General features: G+C 55.3%; 20 protein-coding genes and 1 riboswitch. Of the genes, 4 read left to right on the top strand and 16 right to left on the bottom strand.

The features are described from left to right. Positions 1–133: 133 nt before the first annotated feature. Positions 134–613, top strand: coding sequence for a type 3 dihydrofolate reductase (gene folA, locus AB4K05_RS16975; RefSeq protein WP_368481116.1), 480 nt, complete (start codon positions 134–136; stop codon positions 611–613). 145 nt (positions 614–758) lie between these two features. On the opposite strand, the gene apaH is transcribed toward folA, so the two are convergent. Genes apaH through lptD form a run of 6 tightly spaced genes read right to left on the bottom strand, consistent with a single transcriptional unit; the run spans position 759 to position 7,495 of the window. Next, positions 759–1,607, bottom strand: a complete 849-nt coding sequence (gene apaH, locus AB4K05_RS16970) for a bis(5'-nucleosyl)-tetraphosphatase (symmetrical) ApaH (protein ID WP_368481115.1) — start codon at positions 1,605–1,607, stop codon at positions 759–761. Positions 1,608–1,609: 2 nt separating this feature from the next. After that, complete coding sequence (apaG, locus tag AB4K05_RS16965) at positions 1,610–1,987, bottom strand: Co2+/Mg2+ efflux protein ApaG (protein WP_368481114.1); 378 nt, start codon at positions 1,985–1,987, stop codon at positions 1,610–1,612. A 3-nt stretch (positions 1,988–1,990) separates the two neighbouring features. Then, positions 1,991–2,812: a 16S rRNA (adenine(1518)-N(6)/adenine(1519)-N(6))-dimethyltransferase RsmA gene (gene rsmA, locus AB4K05_RS16960; RefSeq protein ID WP_368481113.1), complete on the bottom strand. Its 822-nt coding sequence runs from the start codon at positions 2,810–2,812 to the stop codon at positions 1,991–1,993. After that, on the bottom strand, positions 2,805–3,794 hold the full coding sequence (pdxA, locus tag AB4K05_RS16955) for a 4-hydroxythreonine-4-phosphate dehydrogenase PdxA (protein WP_368481112.1): 990 nt from the start codon (positions 3,792–3,794) through the stop codon (positions 2,805–2,807). Before pdxA ends, rsmA begins: the two co-directional genes overlap by 8 nt. After that, positions 3,794–5,080, bottom strand: coding sequence for a peptidylprolyl isomerase SurA (gene surA, locus AB4K05_RS16950; RefSeq protein ID WP_368481111.1), 1,287 nt, complete (start codon positions 5,078–5,080; stop codon positions 3,794–3,796). The genes pdxA and surA overlap by 1 nt, the downstream gene beginning before the upstream one ends. 45 nt (positions 5,081–5,125) lie before the next feature. Then, positions 5,126–7,495: an LPS assembly protein LptD gene (lptD, locus tag AB4K05_RS16945; RefSeq protein ID WP_368481110.1), complete on the bottom strand. Its 2,370-nt coding sequence runs from the start codon at positions 7,493–7,495 to the stop codon at positions 5,126–5,128. Positions 7,496–7,678: 183 nt separating this feature from the next. Between lptD and djlA the strand changes: the two genes are divergently transcribed. Next, the gene (djlA, locus tag AB4K05_RS16940) at positions 7,679–8,500 is read left to right on the top strand and encodes a co-chaperone DjlA (protein WP_368481109.1); all 822 of its coding nucleotides are present in this window, start codon (positions 7,679–7,681) and stop codon (positions 8,498–8,500) included. Positions 8,501–8,585: 85 nt separating this feature from the next. Here the strand turns inward: djlA and rluA are convergent, their stop codons facing one another. The 6 genes from rluA to araB all read right to left on the bottom strand — a co-directional run bounded on the left by rluA (position 8,586) and on the right by araB (position 18,797). Beyond that, the gene (rluA, locus tag AB4K05_RS16935) at positions 8,586–9,245 is read right to left on the bottom strand and encodes a bifunctional tRNA pseudouridine(32) synthase/23S rRNA pseudouridine(746) synthase RluA (protein WP_368481108.1); all 660 of its coding nucleotides are present in this window, start codon (positions 9,243–9,245) and stop codon (positions 8,586–8,588) included. Positions 9,246–9,257: 12 nt separating this feature from the next. Next, positions 9,258–12,164, bottom strand: a complete 2,907-nt coding sequence (rapA, locus tag AB4K05_RS16930; RefSeq protein WP_368481107.1) for an RNA polymerase-associated protein RapA — start codon at positions 12,162–12,164, stop codon at positions 9,258–9,260. Positions 12,165–12,294: 130 nt separating this feature from the next. Next, the gene (polB, locus tag AB4K05_RS16925; RefSeq protein ID WP_368481106.1) at positions 12,295–14,652 is read right to left on the bottom strand and encodes a DNA polymerase II; all 2,358 of its coding nucleotides are present in this window, start codon (positions 14,650–14,652) and stop codon (positions 12,295–12,297) included. A 123-nt stretch (positions 14,653–14,775) separates the two neighbouring features. Continuing rightward, complete coding sequence (gene araD / locus AB4K05_RS16920; protein ID WP_368481105.1) at positions 14,776–15,471, bottom strand: L-ribulose-5-phosphate 4-epimerase; 696 nt, start codon at positions 15,469–15,471, stop codon at positions 14,776–14,778. 105 nt (positions 15,472–15,576) lie between these two features. Beyond that, entirely contained in the window at positions 15,577–17,079 is a 1,503-nt protein-coding gene (araA, locus tag AB4K05_RS16915) for an L-arabinose isomerase (RefSeq protein WP_368481104.1), read from the bottom strand. Between the two features lie 11 nt (positions 17,080–17,090). Beyond that, positions 17,091–18,797 (bottom strand): ribulokinase, encoded by a 1,707-nt coding sequence (gene araB, locus AB4K05_RS16910; RefSeq protein ID WP_368481103.1) that lies wholly within the window; start codon positions 18,795–18,797, stop codon positions 17,091–17,093. A 338-nt stretch (positions 18,798–19,135) separates the two neighbouring features. Here araB and araC point away from each other — a divergent pair, with 338 nt between their 5' ends. Next, positions 19,136–19,981, top strand: a complete 846-nt coding sequence (gene araC / locus AB4K05_RS16905; RefSeq protein WP_368481102.1) for an arabinose operon transcriptional regulator AraC — start codon at positions 19,136–19,138, stop codon at positions 19,979–19,981. A gap of 129 nt (positions 19,982–20,110) precedes the next feature. Then, on the top strand, positions 20,111–20,878 hold the full coding sequence (locus AB4K05_RS16900; RefSeq protein ID WP_368481101.1) for a DedA family protein: 768 nt from the start codon (positions 20,111–20,113) through the stop codon (positions 20,876–20,878). Between the two features lie 115 nt (positions 20,879–20,993). Here the strand turns inward: AB4K05_RS16900 and thiQ are convergent, their stop codons facing one another. The 4 genes from thiQ to sgrR form a co-directional block, all read right to left on the bottom strand. Next, complete coding sequence (thiQ, locus tag AB4K05_RS16895) at positions 20,994–21,692, bottom strand: thiamine ABC transporter ATP-binding protein ThiQ (RefSeq protein ID WP_368481100.1); 699 nt, start codon at positions 21,690–21,692, stop codon at positions 20,994–20,996. Beyond that, positions 21,676–23,286, bottom strand: a complete 1,611-nt coding sequence (gene thiP, locus AB4K05_RS16890; RefSeq protein WP_368481099.1) for a thiamine/thiamine pyrophosphate ABC transporter permease ThiP — start codon at positions 23,284–23,286, stop codon at positions 21,676–21,678. Before thiP ends, thiQ begins: the two co-directional genes overlap by 17 nt. Continuing rightward, complete coding sequence (thiB, locus tag AB4K05_RS16885; protein ID WP_368481098.1) at positions 23,262–24,245, bottom strand: thiamine ABC transporter substrate binding subunit; 984 nt, start codon at positions 24,243–24,245, stop codon at positions 23,262–23,264. The genes thiP and thiB overlap by 25 nt, the downstream gene beginning before the upstream one ends. A 31-nt stretch (positions 24,246–24,276) precedes the next feature. Further along, positions 24,277–24,376, bottom strand: a riboswitch (TPP riboswitch). 56 nt (positions 24,377–24,432) lie between these two features. Next, positions 24,433–26,088, bottom strand: a complete 1,656-nt coding sequence (gene sgrR / locus AB4K05_RS16880) for an HTH-type transcriptional regulator SgrR (protein WP_368481097.1) — start codon at positions 26,086–26,088, stop codon at positions 24,433–24,435. Positions 26,089–26,165: the final 77 nt, after the last annotated feature.

Below are 26,165 nucleotides of genomic sequence, written 5' to 3'. Positions count from 1 at the left end.
GCTGTCCACTTTAGCTTCGTGGACTTGCCAGCAAATCTAAAAATTTTCTTATTCTTTACCTGGCTGCCAGTCGACGAAAGTTTATGCTTTCCGTATAGTGGCGACAATTTTTTTCGCATCTGGGACACACTCAATGATCAGTCTGATTGCTGCACTAGCGGTAGATCGCGTTATCGGTATGGAAAACGCCATGCCCTGGGACCTGCCGGCCGATCTGGCCTGGTTTAAACGCAACACATTAAACAAACCGGTTGTGATGGGCCGCCTGACTTGGGAATCCATCGGTCGTCCGTTGCCGGGCCGTAAAAACATCGTTATCAGCAGTCAGCCGGGTACCGACGATCGCGTGCAGTGGGTGAAGTCAGTCGATGAAGCTATCGCGGCCTGTGGTGACGTAGAAGAGATTATGGTCATTGGTGGTGGTCGCGTGTACGAGCAGTTCCTGCCGAAAGCTCATAAGCTCTATCTGACGCATATTGATGCGGAAGTGGAAGGTGATACCCATTTCCCGGATTACGATCCTGACCAGTGGGAATCGGTATTCAGCGAGTTCCATGACGCGGATGAGCAGAACTCCCATAGCTACTGTTTCGAAGTGCTTGAGCGTCGCTAAGGGCGTTTAGCCTGATGGCGCTGCGCTTATCAGGCCTACGAAATCGAAATATATGATGACGCTGTATCCCGGTGAGTTTGCGCCACCGGGCAATTAAAAAAAACGCCGGGATAAACCCGGCGTTTTTTTGTGTCTAGACTGCGAACTAGGAGGCGACGGCAGTGCTCTCGTCCGGGGCCGGACGTCGATTTGAAGGCTGCACGAAGTAGGTTTTATCCTCCCAGCGCAGGCAAGTCAGATCTCCTCCCCAGCAGCAACCGGTATCCAGTGCGTAAATCCTCTCTGGAGTACCTTTACCTTCTAGCGATGCCCAGTGACCAAAGGCAATGCTGTACTCTTCGGGAATCGGCCCTGGCAACATAAACCATGGCTTCAGCGGCGCAGGCACGTCCTCCGGCGACTCTTTGCTGTACATATCGAGCTGGCCGTTCGGGAAGCAGTAACGCATGCGGGTGAAGGCATTGGTGATAAAGCGCAGACGCGCCAGACCGCTGAGATCCGCTGACCAATTGTTGGGCATGTCGCCGTACATTGCATCGAGGAAGAACGGATAGGAGTCGCTGGACAATACGGCTTCAACGTCACGGGCGCACTGTTTCGCCGTTTCCATATCCCACTGTGGTGTTATGCCCGCGTGTGCCATTACCAGCTTTTTCTCTTCATCCACCTGCATCAGCGGCTGGCGACGTAGCCAGTTTAATAGCTCGTCGGCATCGGGCGCTTCAAGCAGCGGGTTCAGGCGATCTTTCGGCTTATTGCGGCTGATACCGGCGAAAACGGCCAGCAGGTGCAGGTCATGATTGCCCAACACGATTTTGACGCAGTCGCCTAACGATTTGACGTAGCGCAGCACTTCTAACGAACCGGAGCCGCGCGCAACTAAATCCCCGGTCAGCCACAGGGTATCTTTGCCCGGCGTGAACTCAACCTGCTGCAATAGGGCAATTAACTCATCGTAGCAACCGTGAATGTCGCCAATAAGGTATGTAGACATAATTAATGGATCAGCGTGGGAACAAAGAGACGGAAAACGGGGATATCGATAGCGAACGGCACGCCGTCCACGTCGATCATGTCATAGTGGCCCTGCATGGTGCCGAGCGGAGTTTCCAGCACGGCGCCGCTGGTGTACTGGTATTCATCGCCGGGTTCAATGTGCGGTTGAACGCCAACCACACCTTCACCCTGTACTTCGGTTTCACGGCCGTGACCGTTAGTGATAACCCAATAGCGACCAAGAAGCTGAACTGCGGTTCGCCCGAGATTGCGAATGGTAACCGTGTAGGCGAAGACGTAACGCTCCTCTTCCGGCGTGGAGTGCGTCTCAATGTAGACGCTCTGAACCTGGACGCAAACTCGTGGCGAATCGATCATGTTCTAGCTCTCCTTGGAGGGCGCATTCTCTGACAGATAATTGGCCATCCGGCAGTACTGCGCAACCGAGATATTTTCTGCACGCATCGCTGGGTCGACACCTAATTCCGTCAACAGCTCAACGCTGAACAGGTTGCCAAGGCTGTTACGGATGGTTTTACGACGTTGGTTAAATGCTTCGGTCGTAATACGGCTCAGTACGCGAACATCTTTTACCGGGTACGGTTTGGTGGTATGTGGCACCAGACGGACGACGGCGGAATCTACTTTTGGTGCTGGCGTAAACGCGGTCGGCGGCACTTCAAGCACAGGGATCACGTTACAGTAGTATTGCGCCATGACGGTCAAGCGGCCATAGGCTTTACTGTTTGGCCCGGCGACCAGGCGGTTAACCACCTCTTTTTGCAGCATGAAATGCATGTCTGCAATAGCACCAGTATAGCTAAACAGATGGAACATCAACGGTGTGGAGATGTTGTACGGCAGGTTACCGAACACGCGCAGAGGCTGACCCAGCTTTTCAGACAGCTCGCCAAAGTTCATGGTCATGGCATCTTGCTGATAAATGGTCAGCTTTGGCCCCAAGAACGGATGGGTTTGCAAACGTGCTGCAAGGTCGCGGTCAAGTTCGATAACGGTCATTTCGTCAAGACGTTCACCAACCGGTTCGGTCAGCGCAGCCAGGCCCGGGCCGATTTCAACCATCGCCTGACCTTTTTGTGGATTGATAGCCGCAACAATACTGTCGATCACGAACTGATCGTTTAAGAAGTTTTGCCCGAAGCGTTTACGGGCTAAGTGGCCCTGATGGACTCGATTATTCATTAGAGTTAACAATCATTTTGATGGCGAGATTAAGCGCCGTAATAAAACTGCCGACGTCCGCTTTTCCAAGGCCTGCCAGTTCAAGGGCGGTGCCGTGGTCAACGGAGGTGCGAATAAAGGGTAAGCCGAGCGTAATATTCACGCCACGACCAAAGCCTTGGTATTTTAGCACGGGTAGGCCCTGATCGTGGAACATTGCGAGTACGGCATCGGCGTGGTCTAGATACTTGGGCTGGAAAAGGGTATCGGCAGGCAGCGGCCCGCTCAGATTCATTCCTTTCGCTCGCATCTCATCCAGCACCGGAATGATGGTATCGATCTCTTCCGTGCCCATGTGTCCACCTTCACCGGCGTGTGGATTCAGACCACAAACCAATATGTGGGGCGCGGCAAGGCCAAATTTGCTCTGCAAATCGTCGTGCAGGATCGTAATGACTTCCCGCAGCAGCTCTAGTGTGATGGCGTCGCTTACCGCCTTTAGCGGCAGGTGCGTCGTCGCCAGTGCAACACGTAGCTCTTCGGTTGCTAGCATCATCACGACTTTTTTGGCGCCGGAGCGTTCTTCAAAGAATTCGGTATGACCGGTAAAGGCAACGCCTGCGTCGTTAATCACCCCTTTGTGCACCGGTCCGGTGACCAGCGCGGCAAACTCTCCGTTCAGGCAGCCATCACAGGCGCGAGCGAGTGTCTCGACGACGTAACGCCCGTTATCGACATTTAGCGCACCTGGCGTGACTTCCGCATGCAGCGCAACGGGCAGCAGCGTGAGCGTACCGGCGCGTTGTGGCGTAGCGGATTGGTTGGGAGAGTAGGGCAACAGAGAGAGGGGAAGGCCAAGGAGCCTGGCCCGCTCGGTGAGCAGGCCGCCGTCTGCGCAGACGACCAGTTCGAGCGGCCAGTCGCGCTGGGCCAGTTGGATAACGAGATCCGGGCCAATCCCGGCGGGTTCGCCGGGAGTGATAACAACGCGATGTTGGGTCATTAGTTGCTCAGAATTTTGACGTAGGCGCTTGCACGCTGTTCCTGCATCCAAGTTGCCGCTTCTTCGGAGAACTTACGATTCATCAGCATACGATACGCACGATCTTTCTGCGCGGCATCAGTGCGGTCGACGTTGCGGGTATCCAGCAACTGAATCAGGTGCCAGCCGAAGGAAGAGTGTACCGGGCCGCTCATCTGGCCTTTGTTCAGCTTCATTAGCGCATCGCGGAATGATGGATCGTAGATATCCGGGGTGGCCCAACCTAAGTCACCGCCCTGGTTGGCAGAACCTGGGTCCTGAGACAGCTCTTTCGCCGCTTTTTCGAAGGTGGTTTTGCCGCTACGGATGTCCGCAGCAACTTGTTCCAGCTTCGCACGCGCCTGGTCGTCGGTCATGATTGGCGATGGTTTCAGCAAAATGTGGCGAGCGTGGGTTTCCGTCACAGAAATGCTCTGGGTCTGGCCGCGCATGTCGTTAATTTTCAGGATGTGGAAGCCCACGCCTGAACGGATTGGCCCAACGATGTCGCCTTTTTTCGCCGTGCTCAGCGCTTGGGCGAAAATAGCCGGCAGCTCTTGAATACGGCCCCAGCCCATTTGGCCGCCTTTCAGCGCCTGCTGGTCTGCGGAATAGGTAATCGCCAGTTTACCGAAATCAGCGCCGCTGCGTGCCTGTTCAACGATAGACTCCGCCTGGCTCTGTGCTTCGTTAACTTGGTCTGAGCTTGGGTTTTCTGGCAGTGGAACCAGAATGTGGCTCAGGTTCAGCTCGGTGCTGGCGTCGTTCTGGGTACCAATCTGGCTTGCCAGTGCGTCAACTTCCTGCGGCAGCACGCTGATGCGGCGACGTACTTCGTTGTTACGCACTTCTGAAATCAGCATCTCTTTGCGGATCTGGTTACGGTAGGTGTTGTAGTTCATCCCATCGTAGGCCAGACGGCTGCGCATCTGATCCAACGTCATGTTGTTCTGCTTCGCAATGTTAGCGATAGCCTGATCAACCTGCTCATCAGAGACCTTCACGCCCATTTTCTGGCCCATCTGCAGAACAATTTGGTCCATGATCAAACGTTCCAGAATCTGGTGGCGCAGCGTTGCGTCATCCGGCAGCTGTTGACCCGCCTGGCCAGAGTTCATTTTGACGGACTGCATCAGACCATCAACGTCGCTCTCGAGTACGACGCCATTATTTACGACGGCTGCAACTTTATCGACAACCTGTGGGGCCGCGAAGCTGGTATTCGCAACTAAGGCGATACCGAGAAGCAGCGTTTTCCAGTTCTTCATACTTTTTCCATTTCAATTAAATGCAATACGGATGATAAGTAAACATTACAGCGAGCTTTGGTACGGCATGATATTGGAACGCAGCATCTGCTGGGTGCCCAAGCCATAGTTAGAACTCAAACCACGCAGCTCAATGCTGAAGCCGATGGAGTTATCATATTTGGACTGCCCGCCAGTGTTGCTGCCGTTATAGTCCCAACCGTTGAGCTTACGCTCGTAGCCCACACGAATGGCGTAGCAGCAGGAGTTATACTGCACACCAAGCATCTGATCGGCCGAACTATGGGTATTGGTGTCAAAGTAATAGGCACCTACCACAGACCAACGATCGACGATCGGCCAGCTTGCCGTAGCGCCGACCTGCGAGATGCCATTTTTATATTGCTCTAGGTTAACGCGGTCACTTGGCAGTGTGACTTGCATATACTCTGGACTGGCATAACGGTAGGTCAACTGCACTAAACGCTCGTCGTCCTGGCGATATTCAATGGCCGAGCTGCTGGTGGAGATGTTATTCAAACGGGTGTCGTACTGAAGCCCGCCGCGTAAGCCCCACTTGTCGCTGATGCGCCAGTAGGTGTCTCCTGCCCAAACCAGTGAGCCCGTTTTGTCGTCTTTCTCCCAGTTTACGTTGTCATCACCGGTACGAGACTCGGTGAAATAGTAGATTTGACCAACGGAAACGTTAAAACGTTCAACGGCAGCATCATCATAAATTCGCGATGTGACGCCTGTCGTGATTTGGTTTGCAGAAGCAATACGGTCAAGACCGCTGTAGCTACGATCGCGGAACAGACCGGAGTAGTCGGACTGCAGGAAGGTCGAGTCGTAGTTATTGATTTTGCTCTGGTCGCGATACGGGATGTACAGATACTGTACGCGCGGTTCCAGGGTCTGGGTATAGCCCGGCGTAAGCTCGACGTCGCGCTCAAAGACGAGTTTACCGTCCACTTTCAACTGCGGCATGGTGCGGTTGACCGAACCGGCCAGCTGATTCAAGTTGGCTGAATCGCTGTTGTAGCTGTCGATATTGGTCTGGTCGTAGTGCGTCGCCAGCAGTTTCGCTTCGGTGTTAAGACTGCCCCAGCGATTGCCCAATGGCAGGCTGATGGTCGGCTCCATGTGCACACGCGTTGCTTTAGGCAAGCTGCTATTGCTGTTGGTGAACTTCACCGCCTGGGCATAAAGGTGAGTATCAAACGGACCCACGTCGTTTTGGTAGACGTTGACGTCCAACTGCGGTTCAGCAGAGTAAGAGTTGCTGTTGGCGCGGTCGAAGACCTGGAACTGTTTTGATGACACGGTGGCGTCAAAATTCTGCACCGCATAGCCTACGCTCAGCTTTTGCGTCGCATAGCCATCGGTACTGGAACCGTACTTGGAGTCGAAGTCGTTGAAATAATCGGTATCGCTGACTTTGGTGTAGTTGGCGTTGAAGCGCCATACCTGATCCATCACCCCGGCATGGTGCCAGTAGAACAGCCAGCGGCGGCTGTTATCATCGGTTGGGTGATCGTTGGAGTAGACTCTATCTGATGGCAGGTAGTCGAGCTCAAACAGGCCCTCACCGGCCTGGCTCAGATAGCGGAATTCGTTCTCCCACATGACGCCGCCACGCTTGTCCATATAATGCGGCGTCAGCGTTGCGTCCATATTTGGCGCAATGTTCCAATAATACGGCAGCGAGAACTCAAAATGGTTTGAGCTACCGTATTTTGCGTTCGGTATCAGGAAACCTGAGCGGCGCTTATCGCCGACTGGCAGCTGCAGATAAGGGCTGTAGAAAACCGGCACCGGGCCAATTTTAAAGCGAGCGTTCCAGATTTCCGCAACCTGCTCTTCGCGATCGTGGATAACTTCGCTGCCGACTACGCTCCACGTGTTAGAGCCTGGCAGACAGGAGGTAAAGGAACCGTTTTCCAGAATGGTGTAACGGTTTTCGCCGCGCTGTTTCATGACATCAGCGTTGCCACGGCCCTGACGGCCGACCATCTGGTAGTCACCTTTCCAGACGTTGGTATCTTTGGTATTCAGGTTTGACCAAGCTTTTGGCCCTTTCAGGATCACCTGATTATCGTCATAGTGGACGTTACCGAGTGCATCAACGGTGCGAACGGGCGTGGGTTGACCATCGGCCTGTTTCTGATGCAGCTGAACTTCGTCCGCCTGCAGGCGGCTATTGCCCTGATTAATATCAACGTTGCCTTTAAATACGGCGTTGTCAGGGTAGTTACCATCGGCGTGATCGGCGGTAATGGTGACCGGCTGCTCGTTGGTCTTACCGCTCACCAATGGGCGATCGTAACTCGGCACGCCAAGCATACATTGCGATGCGAGATCTGCAGCCATTCCCTGCTGGCTATACAAGGCGCTGGCGATCATAGTCGCGAGGAGAGTGGGAATACGTTTTTTCATACGTTGTATTTGTTGTTCCGTCATCTATAGCATTGCGGCATGCAAACGGTCAGAGACTAACGTACTCATCGGTATCACGCTAGTTTTATCCTGCCCGTTCTCGCCAGAGGTGTTATGCATGGCATTGAATGACAGGTATGATAATGCATATTTTAGCCGCTGGCATGACGATTTGGGGAGTATATGCAGTATTGGGGTAAAGTGATTGGTGTGGCCATCGCTCTGATGATGGGTGGAGGGTTTTGGGGCGTTGTCCTCGGGCTGCTCGTGGGCCATATGTTTGATAAGGCGCGCAGCCGTCGCATGAACTGGTTTGCCAACCAACAGCAGCGTCAGTCGCTGTTTTTTGCAACCACCTTCGAAGTGATGGGGCACCTGACCAAATCAAAAGGGCGCGTAACCGAAGCGGATATTCATATCGCCAGCGTTTTTATGGACAGAATGAATCTGCACGGCGAATCCCGTACGGCTGCGCAGCAGGCGTTTCGCGTCGGTAAAGCCGACAACTACCCGCTACGCGAAAAAATGCGCCAATTCCGTAGCGTCTGTTTCGGCCGTTTCGATCTGATCCGCATGTTTCTTGAGATCCAGATTCAAGCGGCGTTTGCCGATGGTTCATTGCACCCGAATGAGCGCGACGTGCTGTACGTGATAGCCGAAGAACTGGGCATTTCCAACGCTCAGTTCGATCAGTTCCTGCGTATGATGCAGGGCGGCGCGCAGTTCGGCGGCGGTTATCATCAGCAGTCTCAGGGTGGCGGCGGCGGCTGGCAGCAGGCGCAACGTGGCCCTACGCTTGAAGATGCGTGTAACGTGCTGGGCGTGAAGCCTAGTGACGATGCGACGACTATTAAACGCGCTTACCGTAAGTTAATGAGCGAGCATCACCCGGATAAACTGGTGGCGAAAGGGTTACCGCCGGAGATGATGGAGATGGCGAAGCAGAAAGCGCAGGAAATTCAGAAAGCGTACGAGCTGATTAAAGAGCAGAAAGGGTTTAAATAAGGTGCGGTAGGTTGCCGGATGGCGGCTTGCGCCTTATCCGGCCTACGTTCATTCTAGGCGTAGGCCGGGCAAGCGCAGCACGGTCTTAAAAATCGACCGGCGCCTTAAACGTCATACTGTTACCAAACTGCGGATGGGTGATGGTCAACGTCTCCGCATGGAGCTGTAAACGCGGCGCCATCGCTAACGCCTCATCATGAGCATAGAAACGGTCGCCGAGAATCGGATGCCCCAGCGCCAGCATATGCACACGCAACTGATGCGAGCGTCCGGTAATCGGTTTTAGCAGCACGCGTGCGGTGTTATCCGCAGCGTACTCCAGCACCTCATACTCCGTTTGCGCCGACTTCCCGGTCTCATAACACACTTTCTGCTTTGGCCGGTTCGGCCAGTCACAAATAAGCGGTAAATCGACCAGACCTTCTTGCGGCTGCGGGTGTCCCCAAACACGGGCCACGTACTGCTTTTTCGGCTCGCGTTCACGGAACTGGCGCTTTAGCTCGCGCTCTGCCGCTTTGGTCAGGGCCACTACTATCACACCGCTGGTCGCCATATCGAGGCGGTGCACCGACTCCGCCTGCGGAAAGTCGCGCTGGACGCGCGTCATCACGCTATCTTTGTGCTCTTCCTGGCGGCCAGGCACGGACAACAAGCCACTCGGCTTGTTGACGACCATGATGTGCTCATCCTGATAAAGGATGACCAGCCATGGATCCTGTGGCGGAAAATAGTTTTCCATTCCCATTGCGGGCTCCTGTTACTGGTGAGTGACGACGATAAGACGCAGCGCGTCCAAACGCCATCCCGCCTGTGACAGGCTTTCCATCACCTGCTGACGGTTGCTTTCAATCGCGGAGAGTTCATCGTCACGAATGTTCGGGTTCACCGCTTTCAAGGCTTCCAGACGCGACAACTCTGCGCTGAGCTTCTCATCGGCTTCTTGACGTGCGGCATCAATCAGCGCCTGAGCCGCTTTCTCAATTTGCCCTTCACCCAGTTGCAGAATCGCATGCACGTCCTGCTGCACCGCGTTCACCAGTTTGCTGCCGGTGTGGCGGTTTACGGCGCTCAACTGGCGATTGAAGGTTTCAAACTCAACCTGCGCGGCGAGGTTGGTACCGTTCTTATCCAGCAGCATACGCACCGGGGTTGGTGGCAGGAAGCGGTTGAGCTGCAGCTGTTTTGGCGCCTGCGCTTCCACGACGTAAATCAATTCAACCAGCAGGGTACCGACCGGCAGAGCCTTGTTTTTCAACAGAGAAATGGTGCTGCTACCGGTATCGCCGGAGAGGATCAGATCCAGACCGTTGTGGATCAGCGGATGTTCCCAAGTCAGGAACTGCGCGTCTTCACGGGACAACGCCACATCGCGTTCGAAGGTCACCGTACAACCGTCTTCCGGCAGGCCTGGGAAATCCGGCACCAGCATGTGGTCGGACGGGGTCAGGACGATCAGGTTTTCGCCACGGTCGTCTTGGTTAATGCCGACGATATCAAACAGGTTCATCGCAAAGGCGATAAGGTTGGTGTCGTCATCTTGTTCTTCGATACTTTCTGCCAGCTTCTGCGCCTTTTCACCGCCGTTGGAATGGATTTCCAACAGGCGGTCTCGGCCCTGTTCCAGCTGCGCTTTCAGCGCGTCATGCTGATCGCGGCTGGCTTTAATCAGTTCGTCGAAGCCTTCAGTCGTATCCGGGGCTGCCAGATAGGTGATGAGTTGATCATGCACGCTGTCATAAATGGTACGACCGGTCGGGCAGGTGTGCTCGAACGCGTCCAGACCTTCGTGATACCAGCGTACCAGCACCGACTGGGCGGTTTTCTCGAGGAACGGCACGTGGATTTGGATATCGTACGCCTGACCGATACGGTCCAGACGACCAATACGCTGCTCCAGCAGATCCGGGTTGAACGGCAGGTCAAACATCACCAAATTGCTGGCGAACTGGAAGTTACGGCCTTCAGAACCGATTTCCGAACACAGCAGAACCTGCGCACCGCTGTCCTCTTCGCCAAACCAAGCGGCGGCGCGGTCACGTTCGATAATCGACATGCCTTCGTGGAACACGGCGGCGCGGATGCCTTCACGCTCACGCAGAACCTGCTCCAGCTGCAGCGCGGTGGCCGCTTTGGCGCAAATCACCAGCACTTTCTGTGAGCGGTGCGCTGTCAGATAGCCCATCAGCCATTCTACGCGCGGGTCGAAGTTCCACCAGGTGCCGGTATCGCCTTCAAATTCTTGGTAAATCTGCTCTGGATACAGCATGTCGCGAGCGCGTTCTTCAGCCGTTTTGCGTGCACCCATAATGCCAGAAACTTTAATCGCAGTTTGATACTGCGTTGGCAGCGGCAGCTTAATGGTATGCAGCTCGCGTTTTGGGAAGCCTTTTACGCCGTTACGGGTGTTACGGAACAGCACGCGGCTGGTGCCGTGGCGGTCCATCAGCATGGAGACCAGCTCCTGACGCGCAGCTTCAGCGCCTTCGCGATCGCTGTTCGCGGTTTGCAGCAGGGCTTCGATATCCTGCTCGCCAATCAGTTCGCCCAGCATGTTGAGATCGTCATTGCTCAACTTGTTGCCCGCCAGCAGCAGTGCAACCGCATCGGCCACCGGGCGGTAATTATTTTGTTCTTCTACAAACTGCTCGAAATCGTGGAAACGGTTTGGATCAAGCAGACGCAGACGGGCAAAGTGGCTTTCCATGCCCAGCTGTTCTGGGGTTGCGGTCAGCAGCAGGATACCCGGTACGCGTTCAGCCAGCTGTTCAATCGCCTGATACTCACGGCTTGGCGCGTCTTCGCTCCATACCAGATGGTGAGCTTCATCGACGACCATCAGATCCCATTCTGCATCGCACAGGTGCTCCAGACGCTGCTTGCTGCGGCGCACGAAGTCCAGTGAGCAAATCACCAGTTGTTCGGTTTCAAACGGGTTGTAGGCGTCGTGCTGGGCTTCGGCATAGCGTTCGTCATCAAACAGCGCAAAACGCAGGTTAAAGCGGCGCAGCATTTCAACCAGCCACTGATGTTGCAGGGTTTCTGGCACGATAATCAGTACACGCTGCGCGGCACCGGAAAGCAGCTGTTGATGCAGGATCATCCCGGCTTCAATGGTTTTCCCCAGACCCACTTCATCCGCCAGCAGCACGCGCGGCGCGTGACGACGACCCACGTCGTGGGCGATGTTGAGCTGGTGCGGAATCAGGCTGGTGCGCTGACCGCGCAGGCCGCTCCACGGCATGCGGTACTGTTCGCTTTGATATTTACGGGCGCGATAGCGCAGGGCGAAACGATCCATACGGTCGATCTGCCCAGCAAAGAGGCGGTCCTGTGGCTTGCTGAACACCAGTTTGCTGTCGAGCAGCACTTCGCGCAGCATGACGTTCTCTTCTGCGGTGTCTTGGCGCGTACCGATGTACGCCAGCAGACCGTTTTCTTCTTTAACTTCATCAACGAGCAACTGCCAGCCTTCATGGCTTGTCACCGTGTCGCCGGGATTGAACATTACGCGGGTCACGGGGGAGTCACTACGGGCGTACAGACGGTTCTCTCCGGTTGCGGAGTAGAGTAGGGTGACGGTGCGTGCATCCATTGCAACAACGGTACCAAGTCCCAGTTCGCTTTCTGTATCGCTGATCCAGCGTTGACCAAGTGTAAAAGGCATATGCGTTCGGCTCTATCTTTAATAAATTGCAGGCAATATTCATCCACCACCTAAATAAAGGCGGCGAGTGAATGAGGTCCAGGAATGGAAAGGGCGCTATGGTACTGGATGGCGAGACGTTAGTCACCTGTCAAAATAGACCCAGTTGCCCTGTCACTATTGTAGCAAAATCATCGTCGACAAAGGGGAGAATTCCTTCGGCAACGGGCGCTAATTGTTTTGTCAGGTAGTGATCGTAATCCAGCGGTGATTGCTGGTAGGTCAATGGTTCCGGGCCGTTGGTGGTCCAGACGTAGCGGATACTGCCGCGCTGCTGGTACTGTTGCGCACGGCCTAACCGCACGTTGTGTTCATCAGCAAGCCTAGCAGCACGAACATGCGGTGGAATATTGCGCTGGTACTCCGCCAGCGGACGGCGCAGTTGCTTGCGATAAACCAGCTGATCATCCAGCTCTCCGGCCATCAGTTTATCAATAGTTTCAAGAATGTAATCCCGATAGGGCTCGTTGCGGAAAATACGCAAATAGAGCGCCTGCTGAAACTGCTGCGCCAGCGGCGTCCAATCGGTACGCACGGTTTCCAGCCCTTTGTAGACCATCCGCTGCTGGTCGCCATCCAGAATCATCCCGGCGTAGCGCTTTTTACTGCCGGTATCGGCGCCACGGATGGTGGGCATCAGGAAGCGGCAGAAATGGGTTTCATACTCCAGTTCCAACGCGCTGGTGAGACCGCTTTTTTGCAGCTCGTCGGCCCACCACTTGTTCACGAAGGCCACCAAGGAGCGACCAATAGCCGCGGCGTCCTCTTCGCTGTGGGCGCGTTTGAGCCATACGAACGTCGAGTCGGTATCACCGTAAATAACGTCATAACCCTGCGACTCAACCAGTGCCTTAGTTTGCCGCATGATCGCATGGCCGCGCATGGTGATCGACGAAGCTAGGCGCGGATCGAAAAAGCGGCAGGCGCTGGTGCCCAGTACACCGTAGAAGGAGTTCATGATGATCTTCAGCGCCTGTGACAGCGGCTTGTTTTTATGCCGTTTGGCGTCGTCGCGGGCGTGCCAGATTTGGCTGACGATCTCCGGCAGACAGTGCTTATCACGGGAGAACCAAGCGCCGAGGAAGCCTTCGGTGCTGTGCTGCTGTTCCGGGTGCGCCATACCTTCAATGAGTCCCACCGGGTCTATCAGGAATGAACGAATGATCGAGGGGTACAGGCTCTTATAATCAAGCACCAGCACGGAATCATACAGACCGGGACGAGAGTCCATGACGTAACCGCCGGGACTTGCCTGCGGCGGCACTTCGCCGAGATTTGGCGCCACATAGCCTAAGCGGTGCATGCGCGGAAAATAGAGGTGACCGAAGGAGGCTACCGAGCCACCGTGCCTGTCGGCCGCGAGGCCGTTTACCGTGGCGCGTTCCAGCAGAAACGGCATAATTTCCGTTTTGTGGAAAATGCGTGTTACCAGCTCGCAGTCTTTGAGATTATAGGTGGCAAGCGCAGGTTTATCTTCGGCGAAACGGCGGTCAATTTCATCCATTCTGTCCCACGGATTATCAATGGCTTTGCCTTCGCCTAATAGTTCACGAGAAACATTTTCCAGTGAGAAAGACGAGAAGCTCCAGAAGGCGGACTTCAGTGCTTCAATGCCGTCGATAATCAGCCGCCCGGCGGCCTGGGCGAAGAAAACACCGTTTTTGAAACCGTGCTCGCGCCACTCCAGCTCGCTGTTGCCGCGCCCAAGACGCAGCGGCACCTTGTAGCGTTCGGCACTTTTTTGCAAAACCCGGAGATCGAATTGCACGACGTTCCAGCCGATCAACACGTCCGGGTCGTATTCGGCAAACCAAGCGTTGAGTTTTTCCAGCAGCAGCGGACGGCTGGCGACGTACTCAAGGTTGAAATCGACCTGCGGCGGCTGCTCAGGCGGGGAGCCAAGCATAAAGACGGTGCGCTGACCACAGCCCTCCAAACCGATACAGTACAGCTCGCCGTGACGGCTGGTTTCAATATCCAGCGACACCCATTTCAGCGGCGGGCGGTAGTCGGGGTTGGGTTTCATTCGCGCTTGACGGAGTAATGCGCCGTGCTGCTCGCCTTCGACCCACACCGGCGCGGTGATAAAGCGCTCCATCAAGTAGCGCTCAGGAGGACGGACGTCGGCCTCATAGACCGTGATGCCGTTTTCGCGTAGCAGCTTTTCCAGCCGCATCAGTTGGCGATGCGCGCGACAGTAAAGACCAAACACTGGCTGGCGGTGAAAGTCTTGGAGGTTAAGCGTGGCAAAGCGCAATCCCTTTTCGCCATGAAGCAGATGTTCAACCTGCGCGCGCTGGGATTGTGGGATAAAGGCCACGGACTCTTGCGGCGGCAGCGTGACCTGCAGCGGACCATTGTCGGTGGCGAGCCAAAAAGCCAGCTCTGTGCCCTGCGGCGTATCCCGCCAGTGACGGGTGAGTAAAAAACCTGCTTGTGGCTGCGTCACGCCGTTATCCCATAAAACAAAACCAGGCGTGATTATAGCCTGGTTGGGGATGTTTTGCTGTGGTTTTATACAGGGGTGATGAGTTCCTAGGCGACGTATTACGCCGCCGCAGACACCGCACCCCTACTGTCCATAATAGGCTTTCGCACCGTGCTTGCGCAGATAGTGTTTATCCAACAGCGTCTGCTGCATATCTGGTAGTTCAGGCGCCAACTGGCGGCAGAAGATGCCCATATAGGCAATCTCTTCCAACACGATGGCATTATGCACCGCATCTTCGGCGTTTTTACCCCATGCAAACGGGCCGTGGGAATGCACTAATACGCCGGGCATTTGTGCCGGGTCAATCTCGTTTTGACGGAACGTTTCGACGATTACCGCGCCGGTTTCCCATTCATACTCACCGTTGATTTCCGCATCGGTCATCAGGCGAGTGCAGGGCACCGAACCGTAAAAATAGTCGGCATGGGTGGTACCGATGGCGGGAATTGACTGTCCGGCCTGCGCCCAAATAGTAGCGTGGCGTGAGTGGGTGTGCACGATACCGCCGAGCGTCGGAAAGGCTTGATACAGTAGACGGTGGGTTGGTGTATCTGATGAAGGTTTTTTCTTGCCCTCGACCACTTCACCGGTTTCTAGGCTGACCACCACCATATCGTCGGCGGTCATCACGCTGTAATCGACGCCTGACGGTTTAATCACCAGCACGCCGCGCTCGCGGTCGACGGCACTGACGTTACCCCAGGTCAGCGTCACTAAGTTGTGCTTTGGCAGCGCGAGGTTGGCTTCCAGGACCTGTTGTTTGAGATTTTCTAACATTATTGGCTCCGTATCCGGATTTCCCTCACCCCGACCCTCTCCCTGAGGGAGAGGGGGAAGTCGGGCGCTCGTTCTGTTTTCTCCAGAGGGCGAGGGGAAAACGGCTTAGCGTTTAAACCCGTAATACACTTCGTTCCAGCGCAGTGCGTCTTTAAACGCTGGCAGTCGGGTATCGTTGTCGATAACGGCAATCTCGATATCGTGTAACTCGGCAAACTGGCGCATATCGTCCAGCGTCAGCGCATGGCTGAACACGGTGTGGTGCGCGCCGCCAGCGATGATCCATGCTTCAGAAGCGGTTTCTAGATTCGGATGCGCGCGCCACAGGGCGTTAGCCACCGGCAGTTTCGGCAGGTTGTGTGGGGTTTTCACCGTTTCGATGGTGTTGACCAGCAGGCGGTAGCGATCGCCGAGATCGATCATGCTCGCGACGATCGCAGGGCCAGTTTGGGTGTTAAAGATGAGACGCGCCGGATCGGCCTTGCCGCCGATGCCAAGATGCTGTACGTCCAGCAACGGCTTCTCTTCCACGGCGATGGATGGGCAGACTTCCAGCATGTGTGAGCCGAGCACCAAGTCATTACCACCGTCAAAGTGGTAGGTATAGTCTTCCATAAATGAGGTGCCGCCCTGTAGACCGGTCGACATCACTTTCATAATGCGAAGCAGGGCGGCGGTTTTCCAGTCGCCTTCGCCCGCAAAGCCATAGCCCTGCTGCATCAGGCGCTGCACGGCAAGTCCGGGGAGCTGCTTTAAGCCGTGCAAATCTTCAAAGGTGGTGGTGAAGGCATGGAACCCGCCTTCTTCGAGGAAGCGTTTCATCCCCAGTTCAATACGCGCAGCGTCTAGCACGTTCTGACGTTTGTCGCCGTGGATCTGGGCTGCATGCGTCAGGCGATAGCTGCTTTCATACTCATCGACCAGCGCGCTGATTTCACCGTCGGTGACGGCGTTGACCACCTGCACCAGGTCGCCCACAGCCCAGGTATTAACGGAGAAACCGAACTTAATCTGCGCCGCCACTTTATCGCCATCGGTCACCGCCACTTCGCGCATGTTGTCGCCAAAGCGGCACACTTTCAGCTGACGCGTATCCAGTTTTGATACGGCCTGACGCATCCAGCCACCAATACGTTCCTGCGCGTGTTTATCCGTCCAGTGGCCGGTCACCACGCTGTGCTGCTGGCGCATACGGGCGCCAATAAAGCCGAATTCGCGGCCGCCATGCGCCGTCTGGTTGAGGTTCATAAAGTCCATATCGATGCTGTCCCATGGCAGGGAAGCATTGAACTGGGTATGGAACTGTAGCAGCGGCTTATTGAGTTGGGTCAGGCCGTTGATCCACATTTTCGCCGGTGAGAAGGTATGGAGCCAGACAACCAAGCCAGCACATTTATTGTCGTAATTGGCATCACGACAAATGGCGGTAATTTCGTCCGGACGGGTCCCCAGTGGTTTCAGCACCAGTTTGCACGGCAGTTTGGCTTCGGCATTTAAGGCATTAACGACGTGCTCCGCGTTTTTCGTTACCTGACGCAGTGTTTCTGCGCCATACAGATGCTGGCTGCCAATAACAAACCACACTTCATAATTATCAAAAACGGTCATAGTCGTATCCTTTAATGAGTCAACGCTGCGGGGGTCGCCGTGGATTTTTCCGACGAAGCAGCTGGAAGATAATGGTGTTCGGCGCTGACAGCCCATTGCTGGTAGCGCTGGTAAAGTTCTTCAAAGCGCATAGCCTGCTGCGGCTGTGGCTGGAGGGTATGTTCGACGCGGCTGGCCATCTGTTGCTGTGCCGCCGGAATATCGGCGTGAACGCGAGCGGCGACGGCGGCAAAAATGGCGGCGCCGAGGGCACAGCATTGATCGGAGGCGACAATTTGCAGCGGACGGTTAAGCACGTCGCAGCAGGCCTGCATGATGACGCGGTTTTTACGGGCGATACCGCCCAGCGCCATCACGTTATTGACCGGGATGCCTTGGTCGGTGAAGCATTCCATAATGGCGCGCGCGCCAAAGGCGGTGGCCGCAATCAGCCCACCGAACAGCGCCGGGGCGTCGGTGGCAAGATTTAAATCGGTGATCACCCCTTTCAGACGCTGGTTGGCGTTCGGGGTACGACGGCCATTGAACCAGTCAAGTACCACCGGCAGATGGTCAAGCGACGGGTTTTTGGCCCACGCGTCGGTCAGCGCGGGCAGCAGTTGTTTCTGGCTGGCCTTGATCTGCTCTTTCAGCTCAGGATGCTGGGCTGCAAGCTGTTCCAGCGGCCAACCGAGCACGCGGCCAAACCAAGCGTAGATATCACCAAACGCCGACTGGCCCGCCTCCATGCCGATAAAGTTCGGCACGACGCTACCGTCAACCTGGCCACAAATACCTTTCACGGTACGACTGCCGACGCTGTTTTTATCGGCGATCAGAATGTCGCAGGTGGAGGTGCCAATCACTTTCACCAGCGCGTTAGGCTGGGCACCTGCGCCAACGGCACCCATATGGCAGTCGAATGCGCCGCCGGAGATGACCACTTTTGTCGACAGCCCCAGGCGCTCGGCCCAGTCGGCGGTCAGGTTGCCAACCGGCACATCGGCGGTCCACGTCTCGCTAAACAGAGGGCAGGGCAGATGCTGATTGAGGATGGGATCAAGTTCATCAAAGAACGATGCAGGCGGTAGGCCGCCCCAGCTTTCGTGCCACAGGGATTTATGTCCGGCGCTGCAACGCCCGCGGCGAATATCCTGCGGACGCGTTGTGCCGGACAGCAGCGCGGGAACCCAGTCGCAAAGCTCAATCCACGAGGCGGCAGCCTGCGCAACGGCGCGGTCTTCACGGGTGACGTGGAGAATTTTGGCCCAGAACCATTCGCTAGAGTAAATGCCGCCAATGTAACGGGAATAGTCCTCTTTGCCCGGCTGATGGCACAGACGGGTGATGGCTTCCGCTTCTTCTACTGCGGTGTGATCTTTCCACAGCACGAACATGGCATTCGGGTTATCGGCGAACTCGTCTTTCAACGCCAGCACGTTACCGTCGGCATCAATCGGCGCGGGCGTTGAGCCGGTGCTATCGACGCCAATGCCGACGACATCCGCACGCTGAGCGCTTGAAAGTTCGGCCAGCGCGCCTTTCAACGCCGCTTCCATCGACTCGATATAGTCGCGTGGGTGGTGGCGGAAACGGTTATTCGGCGCGTCGCAGAAGCGTCCTTCCTGCCAGCGCGGATACCATTCGACGCTGGTCGCGATTTCTTCGCCCGTCGCGCAATCTACGGCGAGGGCGCGTACTGAATCACTGCCAAAATCGAGGCCAATTGCGATTGCCATCGTGTTACTCCATCTCAAAGAATACGTGATAGTGAAACAGTAGATATCTCTGCTCAAAACCGTCAGGCAGGAACCGCTAATCTTATGGATGATCTTGCTGTTACCTCTCAAAGTGTGACGCCGTGCAAATAATCAATGTGGACTTTTCTGCCGTCTTTATAGACACTTTAGTTGCCGTCCAAACGGCCAGTCATTCGCGGATGAATTCTCTAAATGCCTTGAAATGACGGGGTTGATTGCGGCTCCTGCGTGGTTCTGAATCCCAGGCATCTGCGGTGCAGATAAAAAATTGAATATGGATAATTGGTTTCTTGAGACATCAATGAGGGTGAGCTGAAATGGCTGAGATGCAAAACGATCCCCTGCTTCCAGGTTATTCGTTTAATGCCCACCTAGTGGCCGGGTTAACGCCGATTGAAGCCGGGGGCTACTTGGACTTTTTTATCGACCGGCCGCTCGGGATGAAGGGCTTTATTCTGAATATGACGGTGCGCGGTGAAGGGGTGATTGAAAACCAAGGCAAACAGTTTGTTTGTCGTCAGGGCGATATGCTGCTGTTCCCACCGGGCGAAATTCACCATTATGGCCGCCATCCGGATGCCAGTGAGTGGTATCACCAATGGGTCTACTTCCGTCCGCGTGCCTATTGGCACGAGTGGCTGAACTGGCCGGCCATCGTCGCGCAAACGGGCTTTTATCGTCCCGGTGAAGCCCATCAGGCGGAAATTGCTAACCTGTTTGGCAAAATCATTGATGCTGGGCAGGGCGTTGGACGCTACTCGGAGCTGCTGGCAATCAATTTGCTTGAGCAGTTGTTGTTACGCCGCATGGAAGCGATCAACGAATCATTGCATCCTCCGATGGATAACCGGGTGCGCGATGCCTGCCAGTACATCAGCGATCACTTAGCAGACAATCACTTTGAAATCGCCAGCGTGGCGCAGCACGTCTGCCTGTCGCCTTCTCGTTTATCGCATCTGTTTCGTCAGCAGCTTGGCGTGAGCGTGCTGAGCTGGCGTGAGGATCAACGTATTAGCCAGGCAAAACTGCTGCTGAGCACCACACGCATGCCTATTGCCAGCGTAGGTCGTAATGTTGGTTTTGAAGATCAGCTTTATTTCTCGCGGGTATTTAAAAAGTGCACTGGCGCTAGCCCCAGCGAATTCCGCGCGGGGTGTGAATAAAAGGTAAAGAAAAGGAAATGCACTGTGCCGGTTTTTGTCTTTGCCAGTAAACTCTTAAGACAATTGAAGGCTTGACGTTGCCAGGGGCGGTCTGGAGAATCCCTGCTTCGTTTTCAAACCGGGCGCACTATGCAAGCACTGCTAGAACACTTTATTACTCAATCCACGACCTATTCGCTGATTGCGGTTGCGCTGGTGGCATTTCTTGAATCGCTGGCGCTGGTCGGTTTAATTCTACCAGGAACCGTGATGATGGCGGGGCTGGGAGCGCTTATCGGCAGCGGCGAGGTGAATTTCTGGCAGGCGTGGCTGGTGGGCATTGTCGGCTGTTTACTCGGCGATTGGATCTCTTTCTGGTTGGGGTGGCGCTTTAAAAAGCCGCTGCACCGCTGGTCATTTATGAAAAAGAACCGCGCGCTATTGGATAAAACCGAGCATGCGCTGCATCAGCACAGCATGATTACCATTCTAATTGGCCGCTTTGTTGGCCCGACGCGTCCCCTAGTGCCAATGGTTGCGGGGATGCTCGATCTGCCTGTACGCAAATTTATCACGCCAAATATCATCGGCTGCGTGCTGTGGCCGCCGCTTTACTTCCTGCCGGGGATTCTGGCTGGGGCGGCTATTGATATTCCAGCTGATGAAAACAGCGCCAGCTTTAAATGGCTGCTTCTGGCGGCGGCGCTGTTGCTGTGGCTCGGTGGTTGGTTGTGCTGGCGTTTGTGGCGTAGTGCCAAAGAGAACCACGATCGCCTAAGTACCTATTTACCGCGACAGCGGCTGCTTTGGCTGGCGCCTTTGGTATTGGGCGTAGGCGTGGTGGCGCTGGTGAGCGTGGTGCGTCATCCTTTGATGCCGATGTACATTGATATTTTGCGCAAAGTCGTCGGGCTATAAGCGCGGTATTGCCGGATGGCGGCTACGCCTTATCCGGCCTACAAATCCGAGCTGTTGGTCGGCAGCATCACAATCCAATGTAGGCCGGATAAGCGTAGCGCCATCCGGCAGCACATTAGGCGCCAATCCCCAGCAGTGCGGAAGCGCTGGCATTACCGCTCAACAGTTCTTGCGTACCGCCGTCCCAGGCGATACGTCCATCGGCAATCACCATCGCTCTTGTGGCAATGCGCACCGCGTCCTCCACGCTGTGTGACACCATCAGTAAGGTTAATTGCTGACGCTGGCAGACGTCGTCGACCAGCGCCAACATCTCTTGACGCAGCGCCGGATCGAGCGCGGAAAAAGGTTCATCCAGCAGCAAAATCGGCTGTTCTCGCACGAGGCAACGCGCCAGCGCCGCACGCTGACGCTGGCCGCCGGAAAGCTCGCCGGGCAATCTGTCCAGCATTGTCTCAAGACCCATCTGTTCAGCCAGAGCCTGCAGCTTGCGCTGCTGTTCGGCTGTGAGCTTCATACGCGGGCTCATGCCCAGCGCAATGTTCTGCCGCACCGTCAGGTGATTAAATAGATTATTTTCCTGAAACAGCATCGACACCGGCCGCTGCGAGGGCGGCGTGTCCGTATGATCATGACCTTCAAGCAATATCGTGCCACTGGCGGCGGGGAGAAAACCGGCAATCAGATTGAGCAGTGTGGATTTACCCGCTCCGCTAGGACCGAGGATCGCCACTTTCTCACCTTGGGCGATAGACGCGGTAAAGCGCATGGGTAAATGCTGATACAGCCAGATGACATCATTGAGTTTTAGCATCGCGTCCGGGTAACTTTTCGATAACGGTAAACAGTGCAAAGCACAGCAGCAGGAGAATGAGGGCAGTCACCGCGCCGTCTTGGCTGCGATAGGCGCCAATTTGCTGATAGAGATAAAAAGGCAGGGTGCGGAAATTCTCGTTGCCGAAGAGCGCCACGACGCCGAAGTCGCCAATCGACAGTACGCAGGCAAATGCCAGCGCCTGCGCCAGTGGGCGTTTCAGCGCCCGAAGTTCGACCACCCATAGCCGATTAAACCCGCTTAGCCCCAACGATTCACACAGGTGAGTGTAGCGCGCGGCGGTATCACGCATCGGTGTCTCCAACACTTTGATAGCATAAGGCACCGCCATCAGCGCGTTGGTGAAAATGACAATGCCATCGGCGGATTCAGGCAGGCCAACGGTGTTGTTCAGCAGCAGGAAGAAGCCGGTTGCGAGCACGATCCCCGGCATCGCTAGAATCAGCATTCCACTGAGTTCCATCGCCTGACCGGCGAGCGGTCGATTGCGCGCCCGCAGCTCGCGGCTACTCCACAGCAGCATCATTGTCAGTACCACGCACAGAACGCCGGCGGCGAGGGCGATACGTAGCGAGGTGCCGATAGCCTGCCATAAAATCGGCTGCGTCAGCACCTGCAATAGGCTGGCGTTGAGACCATCAAAAACCACTGCCAGCAGCGGCGGCAACAGCATTAGGAGCGTGAGCATAATCAGCAGCGTATCGATGATGCGGCTGTGCCAGCGGTCATCGGGATCACGCCAGCCCTGGACCTGAGTATTGCCAACGGCAATGGCTTGGCTTAACCGCTGGCTTAATAACACCAACGCCAGGCAGCAGGTCATCTGGATTATTGCCAGCATTGCGGCGCGCGCCGGGTCGTAATCAAAGTTTAGCGACTGGTAAATAGCCAGCTCAATGGTGGTGGCCGATGGCCCCCCGCCCAGTGAGAGCACGGTGGCAAAACTGGCGAAGCAGAGCATAAAAATCAGGGTCGCGATGGGCAGAATTTGTCGTCGCATCCACGGCCATTCAACATAGCGGAAGAACGGATAGCCGCGCATGCCTAGCTGGGCTGCAAGCTGGCGCTGTTCGCCGGGAATTTGCTCCAGCGCCTGTAGCAACAGGCGAGTTGCCATCGGCATATTAAAGAATACGTGCGCCAGCAAAATCCCCTGCAAGCCGTAGGGAGAGAAATTCCACTGCCAACCAAGCCATACGCAAAGCTGTGCCAGCCAACCCTGACGGCCATAGACGCTAAGAATACCAAATACGGCGACCAGCACCGGCAAAATCAGCGTCATGGCGCAGAGTCGCAGCAGGAGTTGACGACCGGGGAAGCGGCGTCGATAGAGCGTACGGGCCAAGAAAATGGCCGGCACAACGGACAGTAGCGCCGACAAAAACGCCTGCCAGAAGGAAAAGCGCACCACGTGCCACAGGTAGCTATCCCCGAGCAGCGTCGACCATGAAATCTCCGGGGCGTTTAGCCACAGCGCAGAAAACGCCGCCAAGGCAACGGCCACCATCAGCGTGGTAGCCGTAAGGCCCGGGCAAAGCCAGCGTGGAATTAGCGGCTGGCTGCGCGGAGCCATGCGTTAATCCAGTTTTGACGTTCAGTAGCGACCTGCTGTGGGGTAAATTCCAGTGCGGTCTGCGGTTTTACCAGACCATTAAAACCTTCCGGCAGTGTGACTTGGGTGACTGGATACATCCAGTTGCCGGTCGGGACTGCGTTCTGGAAAGCAGGGGAAACCATAAAGTTGAGGAATTTGTCCGCTAACTGTTGCTGTTTGCTGGCGGCAGTTTTTGCCGCCACTTCAACTTGCAGGTAATGACCTTCCGTAAAAGCCGCCGCCGCGTAGTTATCTTTCTTCTCTTCGATGATGTGATACGCAGGAGAGGTGGTGTAGCTCAGCACTAGGTCGCTTTCCCCTTTCAGGAACAGGCCGTAGGCTTCGCTCCAGCCTTTGGTAACGGTGACGGTTTTGGCCGCCAGTTTCTGCCAGGCTTCCGGCGCTTTGTCGCCGTATACTTTCTGCATCCACAGCAGCAGCCCCAGGCCCGGCGTGCTGGTGCGCGGGTCTTGGTAGATAACGCGCCATTTTTGGTCGCTTTCAACCAGTTCTTTCAGGCTCTTCGGCGGGTTTTTCAGTTTGTTTTTGTCGTAGACGAAGGCGAAGTAACCGTAGTCGAATGGCACGAAGGTATCATTGTTCCAGCCGCCAGGAACGCTCACCGCGCTGGCTGGTACGTTGCTTTTGGCAAACAGTTTGGTGTCGGTAGCAGCCTGCAGCAGGTTGTTATCAAGCCCTAATACCACGTCAGCTTTGCTGTTTTTGCCTTCCATGCGCAGACGGTTGAGCAGCGAAACACCATCTTCCAGCGCGACAAACTTCAGCTCGCAGTTACAGTCGGCTTCAAACGCTTTCTTCACCACTGGGCCTGGGCCCCAGTCGGCGGCGAAGGAGTCGTAGGTATAAACCGTCAATACTGGTTTGGCGAGGGCAGGGAAGGCCATGAGGGCCAACAGGGGGAGTAATTTTTTGAACACTTTGCACCTTTAATATATTGGTGGCAAAGGATTTTGAGTGAGCCTCAAATCCCTTCGCCGGGATTATCCGGATCAGGTTCGACGGGTATATCTCAGCATACGTCTTTGGCGTAGCACCCCGTTGAGAACGGCACATTGTAATGATTACGTGAATAAATCAAAAGCCCTAAGCGTTAACCATCAGGCGCTATGGATTCGGCGGCGCAAACCAGGCCGATTTAAAGTCAAACCAGCCTAAGGTATTCATCCTTACGCCGCGCATACTGCGCTGGCCTTGGATCATCAGCCAATGGTGAATGAGCGGCACAATGCATTGATTTGCCAGCAACTCCTGACACCAGTCAGCCTGCGGCAATTCACCTGCCCGCCAGCGCTGGGCATCGCCCTCCCAGTCGATGGGAACGCAGTTACGAATAAGTGGCACTTCATACAGATAAGCAAAGAGAGAGAAATCCAGCGGCAGGGTAAAGTTGGCGCTATTGAGCCAAATATCACTGACGACCTCGCCCCGGTGCCATTCGTCGTAATCCACTTCTTGGATATTCAAGGTGACCTGATGTTCAGCCAGTAGCGCCTGCATGATGAGGCCTATCGTCTTGTGCTCAACGTGTTCCCGGTAATAGGTGAGGGTGACGGATTCCAGCCCGGCCGGTTTTTCACAGACGTGGCTACGCGCATGGTGCCAGCGTGGCAGCAGCCCGTAAGCCGGAAACCAGTGACTTTGATGCTGTTCGCCCGCGCGGTAGAGAAGATTGTTGGGATGGAAGATATGGCTTAGCCACTGGCGCACCGTAGGATTGCTGCCTCGTGGGCTACGGGTATCAAATAAAAGGTAGTAGCAGCCTTCCTCAAGGCGGCTTTCAACCGCTTTTTCGCTTTGCGTCGTGCCCTGAATCGTCAGGCCACAACTGTGGTCTTCGCCGATTTCCGGCAGCACCCAAACATTAACCTCATCAATCAGTGCCCTAAAGCCAAAGTAATCGTCAAAAGCGAGGATTTTCAGCTGGTTCTGGTTGTTGCGCGCTACCGCATACGGGCCGGTGCCAACGGGCATTCGTGAGAAATCTGGTAGCGATTGCCACTCTTGCGGAAGGATCATCGCCGAGACTTGACCCAACAATAGCGGTAGCCAGCGGTCTGGCTCGATTAAGTGCACGTCCAGCGTCCAAGCGGTTGGCGAATCGATGTGTGAAATATTGGAATAGAGCGGCAGCGTCATACTGCGATGCAGCGAAGTGATGACGTCATCCATCTCCAGTTCACGACCATGATGGAAATGAATGCCGGGACGCAGGTAAAAACGCCAGTGTAATGGGGAAATAGCTTGCCAATGGTGCGCAATATCCGCTTCCAGTTCCCCATTTACCTCATTAATTCGAGTTAATGCGTTAAAAATCTGCCGCGCAATATGGGTTTCAGAGCGTCTAAGCGCGGTACCTGGCAGCAAATTGTGCATTGGGCGGTAATACTGCACGCGCAAAATATGCTTTCCTTGGCGAAAGCTACGCCCCAGATGCGAGACCAACATTTGTCGCACCGCCGATTTATCTCCGACCAGTTGCACCAGTTGATCGATACGATCCTGCTCCAGCAGATCTTCTGCCCGCTGCTGCTGTAAAGCCAGTCCGGTATAGAGGAATGTCAGCCTAGAGCGCTTGCCACGGCCGGCTTCCGCTTCCCAAGTTAGCCAGCCGCGCGCTTCCATGGTGTTTAACAGCGTGCGCATATGACGACGGGAACAGCTGAGCAGTTCGGCCAGATTATTCAGCGTGGTTTCTTGCGCTTGGCCTTCGCAGCACTGCCATAAGCGGATGAATTGTTGTTGCAGTCGACCTGAAGGCATAAAAGAGGAACTCCCGCTAAAAACTCAGCAATTTATTAATCCCTATATTAGGCCAATAATCACTTTCGATGAAGCGA

This window comes from Kluyvera sp. STS39-E, from assembly GCF_040932435.1.
Classification (GTDB): domain Bacteria; phylum Pseudomonadota; class Gammaproteobacteria; order Enterobacterales; family Enterobacteriaceae; genus Kluyvera.
Note: the sequence above shows the minus strand (reverse complement) of the source record. Positions and strands in the feature narration are given on the sequence as shown.

Coding starts and splice junctions, on each gene's coding strand:
- rapA (WP_368481107.1), bottom strand. CDS start 12,164: ATGCCTTTTACACTTGGTCAACGCTGGATCAGCGATACAGAAAGCGAA.
- rsmA (WP_368481113.1), bottom strand. CDS start 2,812: ATGAATAATCGAGTCCATCAGGGCCACTTAGCCCGTAAACGCTTCGGG.
- araB (WP_368481103.1), bottom strand. CDS start 18,797: ATGGCAATCGCAATTGGCCTCGATTTTGGCAGTGATTCAGTACGCGCC.
- araA (WP_368481104.1), bottom strand. CDS start 17,079: ATGACCGTTTTTGATAATTATGAAGTGTGGTTTGTTATTGGCAGCCAG.
- araD (WP_368481105.1), bottom strand. CDS start 15,471: ATGTTAGAAAATCTCAAACAACAGGTCCTGGAAGCCAACCTCGCGCTG.
- lptD (WP_368481110.1), bottom strand. CDS start 7,495: ATGAAAAAACGTATTCCCACTCTCCTCGCGACTATGATCGCCAGCGCC.
- apaG (WP_368481114.1), bottom strand. CDS start 1,987: ATGATCGATTCGCCACGAGTTTGCGTCCAGGTTCAGAGCGTCTACATT.
- pdxA (WP_368481112.1), bottom strand. CDS start 3,794: ATGACCCAACATCGCGTTGTTATCACTCCCGGCGAACCCGCCGGGATT.
- djlA (WP_368481109.1), top strand. CDS start 7,679: ATGCAGTATTGGGGTAAAGTGATTGGTGTGGCCATCGCTCTGATGATG.
- araC (WP_368481102.1), top strand. CDS start 19,136: ATGGCTGAGATGCAAAACGATCCCCTGCTTCCAGGTTATTCGTTTAAT.
- surA (WP_368481111.1), bottom strand. CDS start 5,080: ATGAAGAACTGGAAAACGCTGCTTCTCGGTATCGCCTTAGTTGCGAAT.
- sgrR (WP_368481097.1), bottom strand. CDS start 26,088: ATGCCTTCAGGTCGACTGCAACAACAATTCATCCGCTTATGGCAGTGC.
- folA (WP_368481116.1), top strand. CDS start 134: ATGATCAGTCTGATTGCTGCACTAGCGGTAGATCGCGTTATCGGTATG.
- thiQ (WP_368481100.1), bottom strand. CDS start 21,692: ATGCTAAAACTCAATGATGTCATCTGGCTGTATCAGCATTTACCCATG.
- rluA (WP_368481108.1), bottom strand. CDS start 9,245: ATGGGAATGGAAAACTATTTTCCGCCACAGGATCCATGGCTGGTCATC.
- apaH (WP_368481115.1), bottom strand. CDS start 1,607: ATGTCTACATACCTTATTGGCGACATTCACGGTTGCTACGATGAGTTA.
- AB4K05_RS16900 (WP_368481101.1), top strand. CDS start 20,111: ATGCAAGCACTGCTAGAACACTTTATTACTCAATCCACGACCTATTCG.
- thiP (WP_368481099.1), bottom strand. CDS start 23,286: ATGGCTCCGCGCAGCCAGCCGCTAATTCCACGCTGGCTTTGCCCGGGC.